Genomic DNA, 15310 nt, shown 5'->3' with positions numbered 1-15310 from the left:
GTTCATCCCTGCAGTAAGTCCTGCCCCGTGACAGGGGCGTGTAGTATTTGCCAGCCTCACCCCGCGCCACAAGCGGAGGACTACGCAACGCATGTCCGTAGTTCTACGCAGGGCCCCACACCTGATCGAGACCGCGCCGCCGCCTTGCAATGCAGCAAAGCGTCGCGTTTTTGTTATGAAGCTCCGCCAGAAGATCCTGCTGCTCGCCGTCGCACCGCTGACCATTGCCATGCTGGCGATCATGCTGACCGTGCGCCATCAGTCGATCGCGCTGGCGCGGCACGAGCGGCAGCTGGTGGAGTCGGCGTATCTGCAGGCCAAGGAGACGGAGCTGCGGTCTTACGTCAAGCTGGCGCAGAGCGCCATCGCACCGTTGCTGGCGGCCGGCCACGGCGCAGACCCGGCCCGGGACGAAGCCACGCGCGACGAAGCCATGCGCACCCTCGCCCGCCTCGACTTCGGCACCGATGGCTACTTTTTCCTCTACGACTTGCGCGGCCGCAACCTGATGCACCCGCGCCAGCCCGAACTTGTCGGGCGCGATCTGTGGGACCTGACGGACTCGGGTGGCCAGCCGACCATCCAGAAACTGGTGGCTGCCGCGCAGGCGGGTGGCGGTTTCGTGCGCTACATGTGGGACAAGCCATCGACGCACCAGAGCGTGCCCAAGCTCGGTTATGTCGAGCCGATTCCGCAGTGGGGCTGGATGGTGGGCACAGGCCTGTACCTGGATGACATCGAGCAGACCCTGCGAGAGATTGACCAACGCGCGCAGGCCAACATCGATCAGACGCTGGCGTGGGTGGTCGGCATTGCCGCGATCAGCATCCTGCTGGTGGCGGGCAGCGGTTTGGCGCTGAACGTGAGCGATCACCGCCAGGCCGATGCCAAGCTGCGCCAACTCGCGCAGCAGGTGGTGAAGTCTCAGGAAGACGAACGCGCCCGTGTCTCGCGTGAACTGCACGATGGCATCAGCCAGGTGCTGGTCTCGACCAAGCTGCTGCTCGAAACCGCGCATGGTCATCTTGAGGCGTCGGCTGCATCGCCGCCGTCGATCGAACGGGCGGACAGCATGTTGCGCCGCGCGCTTGATCGGCTGAACGGCGCGCTGGGCGAGGTGCGGCGCGTGTCGCACAACCTGCGCCCTGCGCTGCTGGATGATCTCGGTTTGGCGGCTGCGCTGGAGCTGCTCGTGCGAGAAACGCGTGAGGCGCACGAAGACAGCCAGCCGGGGTTCGCGATTGCGCTCGAAGTGGTCGGCCCGCCCGTGCAGTTACCGGACGCGTGCAACACCGCGCTGTTCCGCATTGCGCAGGAGGCTGTCTCGAACATCGAGCGCCACGCCACGCAAGTCACGCGCATCGGCGTATTGCTTGAAAACGATCTGGGTGCCGTGCGCTTATCCGTTCGCGACAACGGCCCCGGCTTCGATGTGGAATCCGTGCAGGTGGACCCGCAACGTGGCATCGGCTTGCGCAACATGCGCGAACGCATGGCCGCGCTGGGCGGCACCTGTACCATCGCTTCGGGCCCGCACGGCACGGAGGTGTGTGCTGTGCTCCCGCATGTCGTCATTGCTCAACTGGCTTCCGCTCCCTCTTCTCCCCTCGTATGAACATGCGACCCGCCGCGCCCGTCAAACTGCTCCTCGTCGACGATCACCCGCTCGTGCGCGATGGCGTGCGCATGCGGCTCGAAGCCGTGCCGCATTTCGAGGTAGTGGGGGAAGCCGGTGACGCCGATGCTGCCCTGCAGGCCGCGCGCACCTTGTCACCCGATCTGGCACTGATGGACATCGGCATGCGCGGCATGAACGGCATTGCGCTGACCGAGAAGTTTGCCGAGGCGTTTCCCGAGATTGCCGTGCTCGTGCTGTCGATGCACGACAACCTGGAATACGTACGGCAAGTGATCCGCGCCGGCGCGCGTGGCTACGTGCTCAAGGACGCGCCCGCCAGCGAGCTGGTCGAAGCAATCGACGCTGTGCTGGCCGGCCGACCGTTCTACAGCGCGCAGCTGGCGATGCGCATGGCCGAGCAGGCCGTCATGCCCACGCCGGTCGAGGCGCTCACCCCGCGCGAGCGCGACATTCTCGACGGCATCGCCAAGGGCTATGCCAACAAGCGCATCGCCGACGAGCTGGGCTTGTCCGTGCGCACGGTGGAATCGCACCGCCTGAACCTCAAGCGCAAACTCGGCATCGAGGGCCAGGCGGAACTGGTGAAGTTTGCGGTCGAGCTGGGAAAGGGCCGTTAGATGCCCTTCGCACTGTCCACGTAATCACGCACCATCGCCTCGAACGAGGTGTCGCGGCCAAAGCCCATTGCGTCGGCGCGGGCGGTGTCGAAGCGCGCCGGCCAGCTTTGCACGATGGCCTTGATGCGCGCGTCCGGCTCCCATCGGATACGCGAGACCGGCGCATCGCCGGCCACCTTGCGCAGCGCCTCCACCATCTCGCCCACGCGCACCGTAATGCCCGGCAGGTTCAGTGATCGGCGATTGCCCCATGCCGACGCCGGCAGTGTGTACGCGCGCAGCAGCGACGCCACCACCTGGCGCGGCGAGGCAAGCCACAGCTCAGTCTCGGCTTCCACGGGGCAGATGGCTTCCTCGCCGGCCAGCGGCTCGCGGATGATGCCGCTGGCAAAGCTCGATGCCGCGCCATTTGGCTTGCCTGGGCGCACCGACACTGTCGGGATGCGTACCGCGCGGCCGTCGATGTAGCCCTTGCGCGAATACTCGCCCACCAGGAATTCGCCCATCAGCTTCTGCACGCCGTACGAAGCCTGCGGCGTGGCCGCCGTGTCGTCGGTGACGACGGCTGGCAGTTGACCGCCGAACACCGCTACCGAGCTGGCGAACAGCACGCGCGGCGCCCGGCCGGTCTTGGCGTGTTGCGCGCGTAGCGCATCGAGCAATGCGCGCGTGCCGTCCAGGTTCACGCGCATGCCGAGGTCGAAATCGGCCTCGGCGGTGCCGCTCACCACGGCGGCCAGGTGGAACACGCCGCCCACGTTTTCGTCGATCACCTGGGCGATCAGGGCGGGGTCGGAGGCATCGCCGGTCACGTAGCGCACGCGCGCATCGGCAATCTGACCGGCCACCTGGTCCAGCACGATGAAGGTCTCAACGGGCTGCACCGAGCCTTCCGTATCCGGCAGGCCCGGTTGTTCGAGCAGTGCCGCCAGCACGCGCTGGCCCAGGAAACCGGCGCCGCCGGTGATGACGATGTTCATGGTGTCTCCTTGTTGCCGGGCCTGAGCGGCCCGGCGTTTTGATTGATGCCTAGGGTAAACAGGGATGAAGCTCCGCGACTCAACTTGTATGATGACACGACGAATTTACGATTGCCAAGACATCCCTGCCACCATGTTTGAACGACTCGACGCCGCGCCTTCCCTGTCCGACCGCGTGGCCCAGACCCTGATGGACAAGATCGACGCCGGGGAACTGCGCCGCGGCGAACGGATGCCGTCCGAAACCGTGCTTGGTCAGGAATTCGGCGTGAGCCGCACCGTGATCCGCGAGGCCATCTCGCGTCTGCGCCACGAAGGCGTGGTCGAAGCGCGTCAGGGCAGCGGCGTGTACGTCACGCAGCAGGCTGGCCTCAAGCCGCTGCGGATCGATGCGGCGCAGGCCGGCTCGATCGATGCCGTGCTGCACATCATCGAATTGCGCCGGGCGTTGGAGGCCGAAGGCGCCGCGCTGGCCGCCCAGCGTCGCACCGATGCCGAGATGATCGGGATCGACGCCGCACTCGACGGCATCGACGCTGCGGTGGCGGCCGGCGGTGACGGCGTGGCCGAAGACCTGCGCTTTCACCACGCCATCGCCGCGGCCAGCGGCAATCCGTTTCTGGTGCAGGCACTCGGCTTTTTCAGCCAATACCTGGAAGAAGCGATTGGCGTGACGCGCAGCAACGAAGCGCGCCGCGAAGACTTCGCCCGCCAGGTCCGCGACGAACACCGCGCGATGGTCGAGGCGATCCGCAACCGCGATGCACTTGCTGCACGCAATGCCGCGCAGACCCACATGTTCAATGCCGCTCGTCGTTTGGCCGAAGGGCGCGACGTGGCGCAAGACTGATTTCTGGAGTCATTCATGACGCAATCGATGGCGGACCGGAAGGTCGGCGTGATCGGACTTGGCGCCATGGGTTTGGGCATTGCCAAGACCCTGCGCAATCACGGCTACACCGTGCATGCCTGCGACGCGCGCCCGGGTGCCGCAGCGGATTTCGCCAAGGAAGGCGGCGTGGCCCGCGCAACGCCGGCGGAGGTTGCCGCTGGTGTGGATGTGGTGGTCTCGGTGGTGGTCAACGCCGCGCAGACCGAGGCCGTGCTGTTCGGCGAGAGCGGTGCAGCGGCCGCCATGCGACGGGGCAGCACGTTCGTCATGTGTTCCACGGTCGACCCGAACTGGTCGATTGCGCTGGAGGCACGCCTCGCGCAGCAGGGCATCCTGTATGTGGACGGCCCGATTTCGGGCGGCGCCGCCAAGGCCGCTTCGGGCCAGATGACGATGATGACGTCGGCCACGCCCGAGGCGTATGCGGCGGCGGGCCATGTGCTCGACGCCATGGCCGGTAAGGTCTATCGCCTGGGCGACAAGGCTGGCGCGGGCAGCAAGGTCAAGATCATCAACCAGTTGCTGGCCGGCGTGCACATTGCCGCCGCCGCCGAAGCCATGGCCCTGGGCCTGCGCGAAGGTGTGGCAGCGGATGCGCTGTATGAAGTCGTCACCCATAGCGCGGGCAACAGCTGGATGTTCGAAAACCGCATGGCCCACGTGCTGGCCGGCGACTACACGCCGCTGTCCGCCGTCGACATCTTCGTCAAGGACTTGGGCCTCGTGCTCGATACGGCGCGTGCCACCAAGTTTCCGCTGCCGCTGGCGGCTACCGCGCACCAGATGTTCATGCAGGCATCCACTGCGGGCTACGCCAGGGAAGACGACTCCGCCGTGATCAAGATCTTCCCGGGGATCACGCTGCCGGAGGGCCAGCAAAAATGAGCGCAGCGCCAACTTCCCGCCCGGTCCTCGGTTGCATCGCCGATGATTTCACCGGTGCGACCGACCTCGCCAACATGCTCGTGCGCGCCGGCATGCGCACGGTACAGGCCATCGGTGTGCCGCAGGCAGGCGGCGAGGGCATCGCTGCGGATGCCGATGCCATTGTCGTGGCGCTCAAGTCGCGCACGATTCCGGCGGCCGATGCCGTGGCGCAGTCGTTGAGCGCACTGCAATGGCTGCGTGCGCAAGGCTGCTCGCGCTTCTTCTTTAAATACTGCTCGACCTTCGATTCCACCGACGCCGGCAACATCGGCCCCGTAGCCGAGGCGTTGATGGCTGAACTGGGCGCCGATTTCACGTTGGCCTGCCCCGCGTTTCCCGAGAACGGCCGCACGATCTTCCGTGGCCATCTGTTCGTGGGCGACGCGCTGCTCAACGCGTCGGGCATGGAGCACCATCCGCTGACGCCGATGCGCGATCCGAACCTTGTGCCGGTGCTCGCGCGCCAGAGCGCGGGCAAGGTCGGCCTGCTGCGTTACGACACCATCATGCGCGGTGCCCAGGCCGCGCGCGATCAGGCCCAGCAACTGCGCGCCGACGGCGTGAAGCTGGCGATCGCCGATGCCATTTCCAACGATGACCTGATCGTGCTGGGCGAGGCGTTTGCCGACTTGCCGCTGCTCACAGGTGGCTCGGGCCTGGCGCTTGGCTTGCCTGCGCAATACCGCCGCGCAGGGCTGATCACCGAACATGGCAACGCGGCCCAACTGCCAGCGGTGGCCGACTCGGCGATCGTGTTGTCGGGCAGCTGTTCTCGTGCGACGAACGCACAGGTGGCGCACTGGCGTGCATCGCGCCCCGCGTTCCAGATTGATCCGCTGGCGCTGGCCGAAGGCAAGCCGGTGGTGGTCGACGCGCTCGATTTCGTACACCGCCATGCCGGTCAGACGGTGCTGGTTTACGCCACCAGCGCGCCCGAGCAAGTGGCCCATGTGCAGCAAACGCTGGGTGTGGAGCGCGCCGGCAAGCTGGTTGAAGACGCACTGGGCCGCATCGCTCGCACGCTGCATGCTGACGGCGTGCGCCGCTTCGTGGTGGCGGGCGGTGAAACATCGGGCGCCGTGGTGCAGGCGCTTGACGTGCGTGCGCTGCGCATCGGCCCGCAGATCGACCCAGGCGTGCCCTGGACAGCCACCATCGACACCGATCCGGTTGCGCTGGCATTGAAGTCCGGCAACTTCGGAACGGTGGATTTCTTCGAGAAGGCGCTTGCGCAACTGGCGCTGGCCACCGCGGAGGCTACCGTATGAGCGCGTCCACAGAAACAGCGCTGCGTGAAGAGATCGCCCGCGTCGGGCAGAGCCTGTATGCGCGCGGCTATACCGTCGGCACGGCAGGCAACATCAGCGCACGCCTGCCTGACGGCTGGCTCATCACGCCCACCGATGCCTGCCTCGGTTCGCTGGACCCGGCGCGCATTGCCAAGGTACTGGCGACGGGCGAGTGGGTCGGCGGCGACAAGCCTTCGAAAACGCTCGCTCTGCATCGCGGCATCTACGACCGCAATGCCGACGCGCATGCCGTGGTGCACACGCATTCGACGCATCTTGTGGCGCTCACGCTAGCCGGCGTCTGGAACGAAGCCGATGTGCTGCCACCCATCACGCCGTACTACGTGATGAAGGTCGGCCACGTGCCGCTCATCACGTATCGGCGTCCGGGGCATCCGGATGTGGCTTCGCAGATTGCTGCGCTGGCCAATGACGTGCGCGCCGTGCTGCTCGATCGACTCGGGCCCGTGGTATGGCACGGCTCGGTGTCGAATGCAGCCTACGCGCTGGAAGAACTGGAAGAAACCGCACGGCTTTGGTTGATGACCGAACCGAAGCCCGCGCCGCTGTCCGACGCGCAGATCGACGAACTGCGCCAGACGTTCGGGGCCCGTTGGTAGCGACCGATAGCAAATCGGTAGCGCCCGCTGCACGGCCCACATAAAACCTAGACCGGAGACCACATGAACACCTCGACCGCCACCACGGCGGCGTTGCCTTCGCACGCCGTTTCAAAAGAGGACAGCGTCTATGCGCGCGTGTCGCGCCGCATCGTCCCGCTCATCATGCTGTGCTACGTAGTCGCGTATCTCGATCGCGTGAACGTTGGGTTTGCAAAGCTGCAGATGTCGCAGGCGCTGAATTTTTCCGAGACGGTCTACGGGCTCGGTGCCGGCATCTTCTTCATCGGGTACTTTCTCTTCGAGGTGCCGAGCAACCTGCTGATGAACAAGATCGGCGCGCGCATCTGGATCGCGCGAATCATGATCACGTGGGGTTTGATCTCGGGCGCATTCGCATTCGTGCAGACGCCGACGCAGTTCTACGTGATGCGCTTCCTCCTGGGCTTGGCAGAAGCGGGCTTCTACCCTGGCGTCATCCTGTACCTGACGTACTGGTATCCGTCGCATCGCCGCGCGCGCATTGTCGCGATGTTCATGGCGGCCATCCCCATCTCGGGCATTTTCGGCAATCCGCTGTCGGGTTGGATCATGAGCGCGTTTCACGGGACGGGCGTCGGCGGCGGCTGGCAGGGCTGGCAGTGGATGTTCGTGATCGAAGCCGTTCCTGCTGTGCTGGTCGGCCTGCTGGTGCTGTGGAAGTTCGATGACAGTATCCGCAAGGCCAAGTGGTTGTCAGAAGACGAGAAGCAGATTCTTGAAGCCAACATTGCTGCAGACAACAAAGGCAAGACCGAGCACCACGGCATCGGCAAGGTGTTCTCCGACCCGCGTGTGTGGATGATGAGCCTGATCTACTTCGCTTTCGTCATGGGCCAATACGGCTTGACGTTCTGGATGCCGACGCTGGTCAAGAACGCCGGTGTGACAGACACCTTCATGGTGGGCGTGCTCTCTGCGATTCCGTACGTATGTGCGGCGATCACCATGGTGCTGATCGGTCGCAGTGCCGATGCACGACGCGAGCGTCGCTGGCACCTGGTTGTGCCGGCGTTGATGGGCGCAGTCGGTTTTGCCGTGGTGGCGACGGCCGGGCACAACGTGGCCTTGTCGATCGTGTTCCTGTCATTGGCCGCTGCGGGCGTGCTGACGTGCGCGCCGCTGTTCTGGTCCCTGCCCACGGCCTTCCTGCAGGGCACGGCTGCCGCTGCCGGCATTGCCGCCATCAACTCGGTCGGCAACTTGGCCGGCTTTGTGAGCCCCTATATGATCGGTGCGCTCAAGGACATGACGGGCAGCACATCCACCGGCATGTATGCGTTGGCGGGCGTGCTGGTGCTCGGCTGCATTGCCGTGTTGCGTACGCCGTCGAAGTTGGTCAATAAATAAGCAATCGTATCCAGAGGTCTGTCATGCCCCGCTTTGCCGCCAACCTTTCCATGATGTACCAGGAGCACGCGTTCCTCGACCGCTTTGCCGCCGCGGCAAAAGATGGGTTCGAGGGCGTTGAGTTTCTATTTCCCTACGACTTCGACAAGGCGGATATCCGCGCCCGTCTTGACGACGCTGGCCTCACGCAAGCGCTGTTCAATGCCCCGCCGGGCGATTGGGCGGGCGGCGAGCGCGGCATCGCCTCATTGCCCGGTCGCGAGGATGAATTCAAGCGCGGCATTGCGACAGCGCTGGAGTATGCGCAGGTGCTCGGCAACACGCGCCTGCACGTGATGGCCGGCCTGCTGCCCGCCGGTGCAGACCGCGCACGCCATCAGGCCACCTACGTGAGCAACGTCGCCTACGCTGCGCGCGAGGCTGCCGGCGCGGGCGTCACCATCGTGCTGGAACCGATCAACACGCGCGACATGCCGGGCTTCTTCCTCACGCACCAGGCGCAGGCACACGCGGTGTGCAAGGAAGTCGGCGCGACCAACGTCAAGGTGCAGTTCGACCTGTACCACGCGCAGATCATGGAGGGCGATCTGTCGGTCAAGCTCAAGCAGTACCTCGATGGCGTGGGCCACGTGCAGATTGCCGGCGTGCCCGATCGTCACGAACCGGACGAAGGCGAGCTGAACTATCCGCACCTCTTCGCGTTGCTGGATGTGCTCGGCTATGACGGTTGGGTCGGCTGCGAATATCGGCCGCGTGCCGGCACCAGCGAAGGGCTCGGCTGGCTCAAGCGCTGGCGCGAAAGCCAGCGTTGACGCGCAAGCATAAGGAGTACCTGCGTCGATCTGCCCAGGTTATGGCGCGCATCGCCAAGCGCAGATATAAAAGAAAACCGCCGCTGCGCAATGCGCACGCGGCGGTCTGCTCTGGCGGACAGGCTCGTCAGGCGCCCAACTGAGCGGGGCCAAGCGAGCGCGTCGTGGGGACGCGGCCGTATGCCGGCAGCTCCGCCTTGCGGGTCGCCACTTCCAGTTGCATGCCAATCGCTTCGGCAGCATGCGCGGCCGTTGCGCCGCTGGTGCCCACCACGAGGCGATAACCGCCACCGCGCACGGTCTGGATCAGGCCATCGCAGGGCGTGCCGGCCAACGCCACGCGCAGCTTGCGCACATGCACATCCACTGTGCGCTCACCCACGAATACATGGTTGCCCCATACGCGGTCCAGCAGTTGCGTGCGCGAGTGCACGCGTTGCGGGTGCGCGACGAGAAAGTGCAGCAAGCGGAATTCCAGCGGGCTGAGCGGAATGGCGCGCGGACCGGTTTCGGTTTGCGCAGTCACGCCCAGCGTGAGCGGATCGAGGCGCAGGCCGTTGACCTGGAGGATGTCGTCGCCATGCTGATGCGGCGCGCGGCGGCGCAGTACGGCGCGAATGCGGGCGTGCAGCTCGCCCGTGTCGCACGGCTTGACGACGTAGTCGTCGGCACCGGCGTCGAGTGCGGCAATCTTGGCACGCGCATCGCCATGACGGGACAGCACGATGACCGGCAGGCCGCGCGTCTGCATGTTGGCGCGCAACGCCAGCAGCATGTCGATCGACTCGCGCTCGGGCCACGTCCACTCCATCAGGAGCAACTCAGGCATGGCCGCCAGGATGGCTGCCTGCGCCTGGCCCGGATGGCTGACCCGTTGTACCTCGTGTCCACCATCACGCAGGGAAAACGACAGACGCTCCCCCTCTGCCTGGTCTTGTTCGACCAGCAAGATCTGAATACCCACTTTGTGATACCTCCCGTCTAACCAGCCGACACACTCCGGCGAGCAGCCTCGCGGCTGCGCTCTGCTGTCTGCGGTGCGCGTTGTTATGAGTGCCATGCGGGCAGTTGCGCGTGTGCTCGCATGTCGTTTCTTGCGGGCGCTGTTGCCCGGCCGTCGGCCTTGCGCGGATCGTCATGCTGCTGTTCCCGTCGACGATCGCCAGCGGAGCCTCCTGGGTGGTGTCCAGGGTGGTCTTGAGAAAGGTCTGCAAGCCCCTCGGTGCCTGCTGCGGCGTGCCGAACCATGCAATCGTTTGCACGGTTTGCGGCCTTGCCTGCGCGCAATCCGAGCCGGCGCCCCCCCGAGCGCCGGTGAAGTAGGGATTCCCCACCTCCGTTGGCATAAGGCTTGTTAGCCCTTTCCCGTTTCCTCTAGTCATGAACCCCCCCTCTGGCTCAGAGAGAAAGGATTCCGTTTTGCGGGATTATAAGAATCCCGTAGGGATTCGTCACGCAGGAATTTTAAAATTTGGAAATTCATTCAATTCGACACGCATTGGGGTGGCGTGGTTGACATGCATTCTTCATAAAGCTATGCCAGGCAACGTTCTTGGCCGATACCATGCGTACAACGATTCAAGCCAGGCATAAATGCATGACGATTATGCTCGCGCCGGCATAATGATCGCGCTTATGTGTGCGCCGGTATTTTTTACAAAACGATTCGATTTCCTAAAAATCAATTGATCTGTTTTGTTGGCAGGGGTAATTCGCGCGATTTAAAACTTTAGGATTACTGCTCATTGTTTGGGCAACTTTCTGCGGGCAGGCGAAAAAAAAGCCCGCACAAGGCGGGCTTTCTGTCCTGATGCCAAAGCGGCGGCGGCTGTCAGCCCTCCAGGCGTTCTTCCAGGCGGGCCTTGGCGTCGGGCAGCGCTTGCGGCAGGCCGTGCGCCAGTTTCGTGAACAGCTCGTCGTGCAGCGCCAGTTCTTGCTTCCAGGCTGCCGCGTCCAGCGAGATCACCTTGGCGAACTGCTCGGCCGTGAAGTCCAGGCCGTCCCAGCTCAGTTCTTCGTAGCGCGGCGATACGCCAAAGACGTTCTCATCGCCCTGCGCCTGACCTTCGATGCGATCGATCATCCATTTGAGCACGCGCATGTTTTCGCCAAAGCCCGGCCACACGAACTTGCCGTTTTCGTCCTTGCGGAACCAGTTCACGCAGAAGATCTTCGGCAGCGTGGCGCCGCTCTCGGCAAGCTTCTCGCCGACGTTGAGCCAGTGGGCGAAGTAGTCGGCCATGTTGTAGCCGCAGAACGGCAACATGGCGAACGGGTCGCGGCGCACCACGCCTTGCTGGCCTGCGGCGGCGGCGGTGGTTTCCGAGCCCATCGTGGCAGCCATGTATACGCCTTCGGTCCAGTCGCGCGCTTCGGTCACGAGCGGCACGGTGGTCGAGCGGCGGCCGCCGAAGATGAACGCATCAATGGGTACGCCGGCCGGGTTGTCCCATTCCGGATCGATCGACGGGCATTGCGCGGCCGGCGCCGTGAAACGCGCGTTCGGATGGGCAGCCTTGCGGCCGGTTTCCTTGGCGGTCTCGGGCGTCCAGTCCTGGCCTTGCCAGTCGATGAGGTGGGCCGGCGGCGTGTCGGTCATGCCTTCCCACCACACATCGCCGTCATCCGTGAGGGCCACGTTGGTGAAGATGACGTTTTCTTTGAGCGTAGCCATCGCGTTGAAGTTGGTCTTCTCGCTGGTGCCCGGGGCCACGCCAAAGTAGCCGGCTTCCGGGTTGATGGCGTACAGGCGGGTCTTGCCGGTGGCGTCCTTGCGGGGCTTGATCCAGGCGATGTCGTCGCCGATGGTCGTCACCTTCCAGCCGTTCAGGCCCGCAGGCGGAATCAGCATCGCAAAGTTGGTCTTGCCGCAGGCCGACGGGAAGGCCGCCGCCACGTGATACGTCTTGCCCTCCGGCGACGTCACGCCCAGGATCAGCATGTGCTCGGCCAGCCAGCCCTGGTCGCGGCCCATGGTGGAGGCGATCCGCAGCGCGAAGCATTTCTTGCCCAGCAGCGCGTTGCCGCCGTAGCCCGAACCGAACGACCAGATTTCGCGCGTTTCCGGGAAATGCACGATGTACTTGGTCGGGTTGCACGGCCACGGCACGTCTTTCTCGCCGGCGGCGAGCGGCTTGCCGACGGTGTGCACGCACGGTACGAAATCGCCGTCGCTGCCCAGCACGTCATACACGGCGCGGCCCATGCGGGTCATGATGCGCATGTTGACGGCCACGTACGGGCTGTCCGACAGCTCCACGCCGATGTGCGCGATCGGCGAGCCCAGCGGGCCCATCGAGAACGGCACCACGTACAGCGTGCGGCCGCGCATGCTGCCGTCAAACAGGCCGTTCAGCGTCTGGCGCATCTCGGCCGGGGCCGTCCAGTTGTTGGTGGGGCCGGCATCTTCCTTCTTCTGCGAGCAGATGAAGGTGCGGTCTTCCACGCGCGCCACGTCCGACGGGTCCGACAGCGCCAGGTACGAGTTCTTGCGCTTGGCCGGATTGAGCTGCTTCATCGTGCCGGCGGCCACCATTTCGGCGCACAGGCGGTCGTATTCCTCTTGCGAACCATCGCACCAGACGATGCGCTCCGGCTTGGTGAGTGCTGCGACCTCGCCCACCCACGCGATCAGGCGCGGGTGTTTCACGTAATCGGGCACGTTCAATGCGGGCACGCCCTGCATCACGGGTTGATTCATGACCAAAACTCCAATGGAAGTGAGAAAGAAATCGATGGCGGATCAGCACGGTGGCCGCGTCCAGCGGCAGGGTGGAAAGCGATCGACGGCACCTCATGGGCAGGCCGGATCAGCGATTTCCAGAGGGAGAGGTGAGGCAGGCGGAGGGACGGTAGCCGTGCTGATTTCACATTCAGTTACAAAGCGGTGCGCTGACGGAACGTGGGTTTTTCCGGGCAGCGGGGGCCGCGTGCGCTAAAGTGGCGGGACCGAGGTCAACAGACCCTAGAACAAGGACTCGTCACCAGCGGGGCTGCGCAAATTGCGTGCCCGCGGCGGGCAATTCCGAACGTCGACACAGATTGTCGTGCGACGAGGGATGGGAAGAATACCACCGCGAGGGATCGCTGTTTTTTGCTGCGCACCATTGTTCGAAGTGAGATGTCGATGAAGATTGCCGTACTGGACGACTACCAAGACGCTGTTCGCAAGCTGGATTGCTTCAGCCTGATGCAGGATCACGAAGTCAAAGTGTTCAACAACACCGTCAAAGGCGTGGGTCAATTGGCCGCACGTGTGGCGGACGTTGAAGCCATCGTGCTGATCCGGGAGCGCACGCGTGTGACGCGTCAGTTGCTGGACCGCCTGCCCAAACTCAAGATCATCAGCCAGACTGGCCGCGTATCGCGCGATTCGGGCAGTCATATCGACCTGGATGCCTGTACCGACAAGGGCGTGGTGGTGCTGGAGGGCAAGGGCTCGCCAGTGGCGCCGGCTGAACTGACCTGGGCGCTCGTGATGGCCGCGCAGCGCCGCATTCCGCAATACGTGGCGAGCCTCAAGCACGGCGCGTGGCAGCAGTCGGGGCTGAAATCCACGACGATGCCGCCCAACTTTGGCATTGGCCGCGTCCTGAAGGGCCAGACGCTGGGCATCTTCGGCTACGGCAAGATTGGCCAGCTCGTGGCCGGCTACGGCCGCGCCTTCGGCATGAATGTGCTGGTGTGGGGCCGCGAAGGCTCGCAAGAGCGGGCCCGCGCCGATGGCTTTGCCGTGGCGGATTCGAAGGACGCGCTGTTCGAACAGTCCGATGTGCTGTCCGTCCACCTGCGCCTGAACGACGAAACGCGCGGCATCGTCACGGTGGCCGACCTTACGCGCATGAAGCCGACCGCCCTCTTCGTCAACACGAGCCGTGCCGAGCTGGTGGAAGAAAACGGCCTGGTGACGTCGCTCAACCGCGGGCGCCCGGGCATGGCCGCCATCGACGTGTTTGAAACGGAGCCCATCCTGCAGGGCCACACCCTGCTGCGCATGGAGAACTGCATCTGCACGCCGCACATCGGCTATGTCGAGCGCGAGGGCTACGAGCTGTACTTCAGCATCGCGTTCCAGAACATCCTCGATGTCCTGCAGGGCAACGTCGACAGCGTGGTCAATCCGACGGCGCTGGCGCCCGCGCTGATCCGCGCATAACGCCAGCGTTCTGTCCGTCGTTTTTCTTCGTCAATCAAGCCGCGGCACGCAGCTGCGGTTGGTTGGCGCCTGCGCCGTCAAAGCGGAAGCTGTCCATCGCCAGCGAGCCGTACGTCACGGTATCGACCACGTGCTGAGCCTGCACGCCGCCCGGCGTGGCTTGGCTCGGCTGGCCCATGGCGGCACCCAGTGCCACGTACAGCGGCATCAGGTGTTCGTCGGTCGGGTGGGCGTGGGCGGCGTTCGGGGCTTGCGCGCGGTAATCGCAGAAGCGGGTGAAATCGCCGCTGCGGATGCCGTCGGTCATCGTCTCGATCATCCATTCGCGGAAGGCCGTCACCCAAGGCTCGACTGGCACACCGTGCTGCGCCATGCCCGGGCCGCGCATCAGCGCGCGCAAGTTGTGCGTGAAGCTGCCGGAGCCGACGATCAGCACGCCTTCGTCGCGCAGCGGCGCGAGCGTACGCCCCATCGCCATCTGACAAGCCGGCGACAGGCCCGGCATCAATGACACCTGCACCACGGGAATCTTCGCCTCGGGAAACATCAGCATCAGTGGCACCCATGCGCCGTGGTCCAGCGGCTGGCGCGGGTCCAGCACGGTGGAAGCCTGTTCTTCCAGCCCCGGGACGATGTTGCCGTCGATCAGTGCACGGATGCGCTCGGCCAAGTCCGGCGCGCCGGGCGGGGCGTATTCCAGGGCGTATAGCTGTGGCGGGAAGCCGCCGAAGTCGTGCCACGCTTCCTGCTGGGCGCGGGCAGTGACGGCTGGCCGGCGCGTCATCCAATGCGGCGAAACCACGACGATGGCGCGCGGCTTGAGGGCGGTCATCTCTTGCCCGAGCGCCGCCAGCATCTTGCCGACAGGGCCCGGATCGGCCGCCAGCATGGGCGACCCATGGGACAGATAAAGCACGGGAAGCATGTCAAATTTCCTGAAGAATATATTTGCCATTCTGCGCCGACACAGCACCAGCAACGTGCATGGAT

Annotated in this window: 13 protein-coding genes; 9 read left to right on the top strand and 4 right to left on the bottom strand. The window is 64.8% G+C overall.

Going from position 1 to position 15310, the window contains the following annotated elements; all coding sequences use genetic code 11:
- Positions 1-175 precede the first annotated feature (175 nt).
- Complete coding sequence (locus ACEN9T_RS24905; RefSeq protein ID WP_413707380.1) at positions 176-1615, top strand: cache domain-containing protein; 1440 nt, start codon at positions 176-178, stop codon at positions 1613-1615.
- Positions 1612-2256 carry a response regulator gene (locus ACEN9T_RS24900; RefSeq protein WP_092974124.1) on the top strand — a complete coding sequence of 215 codons (645 nt, stop codon included), beginning with the start codon at positions 1612-1614 and terminating at the stop codon, positions 2254-2256. Before ACEN9T_RS24905 ends, ACEN9T_RS24900 begins: the two co-directional genes overlap by 4 nt.
- Here the strand turns inward: ACEN9T_RS24900 and denD are convergent.
- The gene (gene denD, locus ACEN9T_RS24895) at positions 2253-3236 is read right to left on the bottom strand and encodes a D-erythronate dehydrogenase (RefSeq protein WP_413707379.1); all 984 of its coding nucleotides are present in this window, start codon (positions 3234-3236) and stop codon (positions 2253-2255) included. The two genes, ACEN9T_RS24900 and denD, sit on opposite strands and share 4 nt — an antisense overlap.
- 133 nt (positions 3237-3369) lie before the next feature.
- Between denD and ACEN9T_RS24890 the strand changes: the two genes are divergently transcribed.
- The 6 genes from ACEN9T_RS24890 (at position 3370) to otnI (ending at position 9165) form a co-directional block, all read left to right on the top strand.
- On the top strand, positions 3370-4086 hold the full coding sequence (locus ACEN9T_RS24890; protein WP_413707378.1) for a FadR/GntR family transcriptional regulator: 717 nt from the start codon (positions 3370-3372) through the stop codon (positions 4084-4086).
- A gap of 15 nt (positions 4087-4101) precedes the next feature.
- Positions 4102-5013, top strand: a complete 912-nt coding sequence (gene ltnD / locus ACEN9T_RS24885) for an L-threonate dehydrogenase (RefSeq protein WP_413707377.1) — start codon at positions 4102-4104, stop codon at positions 5011-5013.
- Complete coding sequence (gene otnK, locus ACEN9T_RS24880) at positions 5010-6323, top strand: 3-oxo-tetronate kinase (protein WP_092974133.1); 1314 nt, start codon at positions 5010-5012, stop codon at positions 6321-6323. The genes ltnD and otnK overlap by 4 nt, the downstream gene beginning before the upstream one ends.
- A complete protein-coding gene (locus ACEN9T_RS24875) occupies positions 6320-6964 on the top strand; it encodes an aldolase (RefSeq protein WP_413707376.1) in 645 nt (214 codons plus the stop codon). The genes otnK and ACEN9T_RS24875 overlap by 4 nt, the downstream gene beginning before the upstream one ends.
- 63 nt (positions 6965-7027) lie before the next feature.
- Complete coding sequence (locus ACEN9T_RS24870; protein ID WP_413707375.1) at positions 7028-8353, top strand: MFS transporter; 1326 nt, start codon at positions 7028-7030, stop codon at positions 8351-8353.
- 23 nt (positions 8354-8376) lie between these two features.
- On the top strand, positions 8377-9165 hold the full coding sequence (gene otnI, locus ACEN9T_RS24865; protein WP_413707374.1) for a 2-oxo-tetronate isomerase: 789 nt from the start codon (positions 8377-8379) through the stop codon (positions 9163-9165).
- 127 nt (positions 9166-9292) lie between these two features.
- On the opposite strand, the gene ACEN9T_RS24860 is transcribed toward otnI, so the two are convergent.
- Both ACEN9T_RS24860 and ACEN9T_RS24855 read right to left on the bottom strand, forming a co-directional pair.
- The gene (locus tag ACEN9T_RS24860) at positions 9293-10129 is read right to left on the bottom strand and encodes a winged helix-turn-helix domain-containing protein (protein WP_252692088.1); all 837 of its coding nucleotides are present in this window, start codon (positions 10127-10129) and stop codon (positions 9293-9295) included.
- 867 nt (positions 10130-10996) lie between these two features.
- Complete coding sequence (locus ACEN9T_RS24855; protein WP_413707373.1) at positions 10997-12865, bottom strand: phosphoenolpyruvate carboxykinase (GTP); 1869 nt, start codon at positions 12863-12865, stop codon at positions 10997-10999.
- A 426-nt stretch (positions 12866-13291) separates the two neighbouring features.
- On the opposite strand from ACEN9T_RS24855, the gene ACEN9T_RS24850 reads away from it, so the two are divergent.
- Complete coding sequence (locus ACEN9T_RS24850; protein WP_092974150.1) at positions 13292-14320, top strand: D-2-hydroxyacid dehydrogenase family protein; 1029 nt, start codon at positions 13292-13294, stop codon at positions 14318-14320.
- 34 nt (positions 14321-14354) lie between these two features.
- Here the strand turns inward: ACEN9T_RS24850 and ACEN9T_RS24845 are convergent, their stop codons facing one another.
- Positions 14355-15245 carry a DODA-type extradiol aromatic ring-opening family dioxygenase gene (locus tag ACEN9T_RS24845; RefSeq protein ID WP_413707372.1) on the bottom strand — a complete coding sequence of 297 codons (891 nt, stop codon included), beginning with the start codon at positions 15243-15245 and terminating at the stop codon, positions 14355-14357.
- Between the last annotated feature and the right edge of the window lie 65 nt (positions 15246-15310).

Origin of the sequence: Ralstonia sp. Ralssp110 (assembly GCF_047325135.1) — a bacterium.
GTDB classification, from domain to species: domain Bacteria; phylum Pseudomonadota; class Gammaproteobacteria; order Burkholderiales; family Burkholderiaceae; genus Ralstonia; species Ralstonia mojiangensis.
The sequence above is the reverse complement of the archived record's forward strand: the minus strand, read 5'-3'. Positions and strand labels throughout refer to the sequence as shown.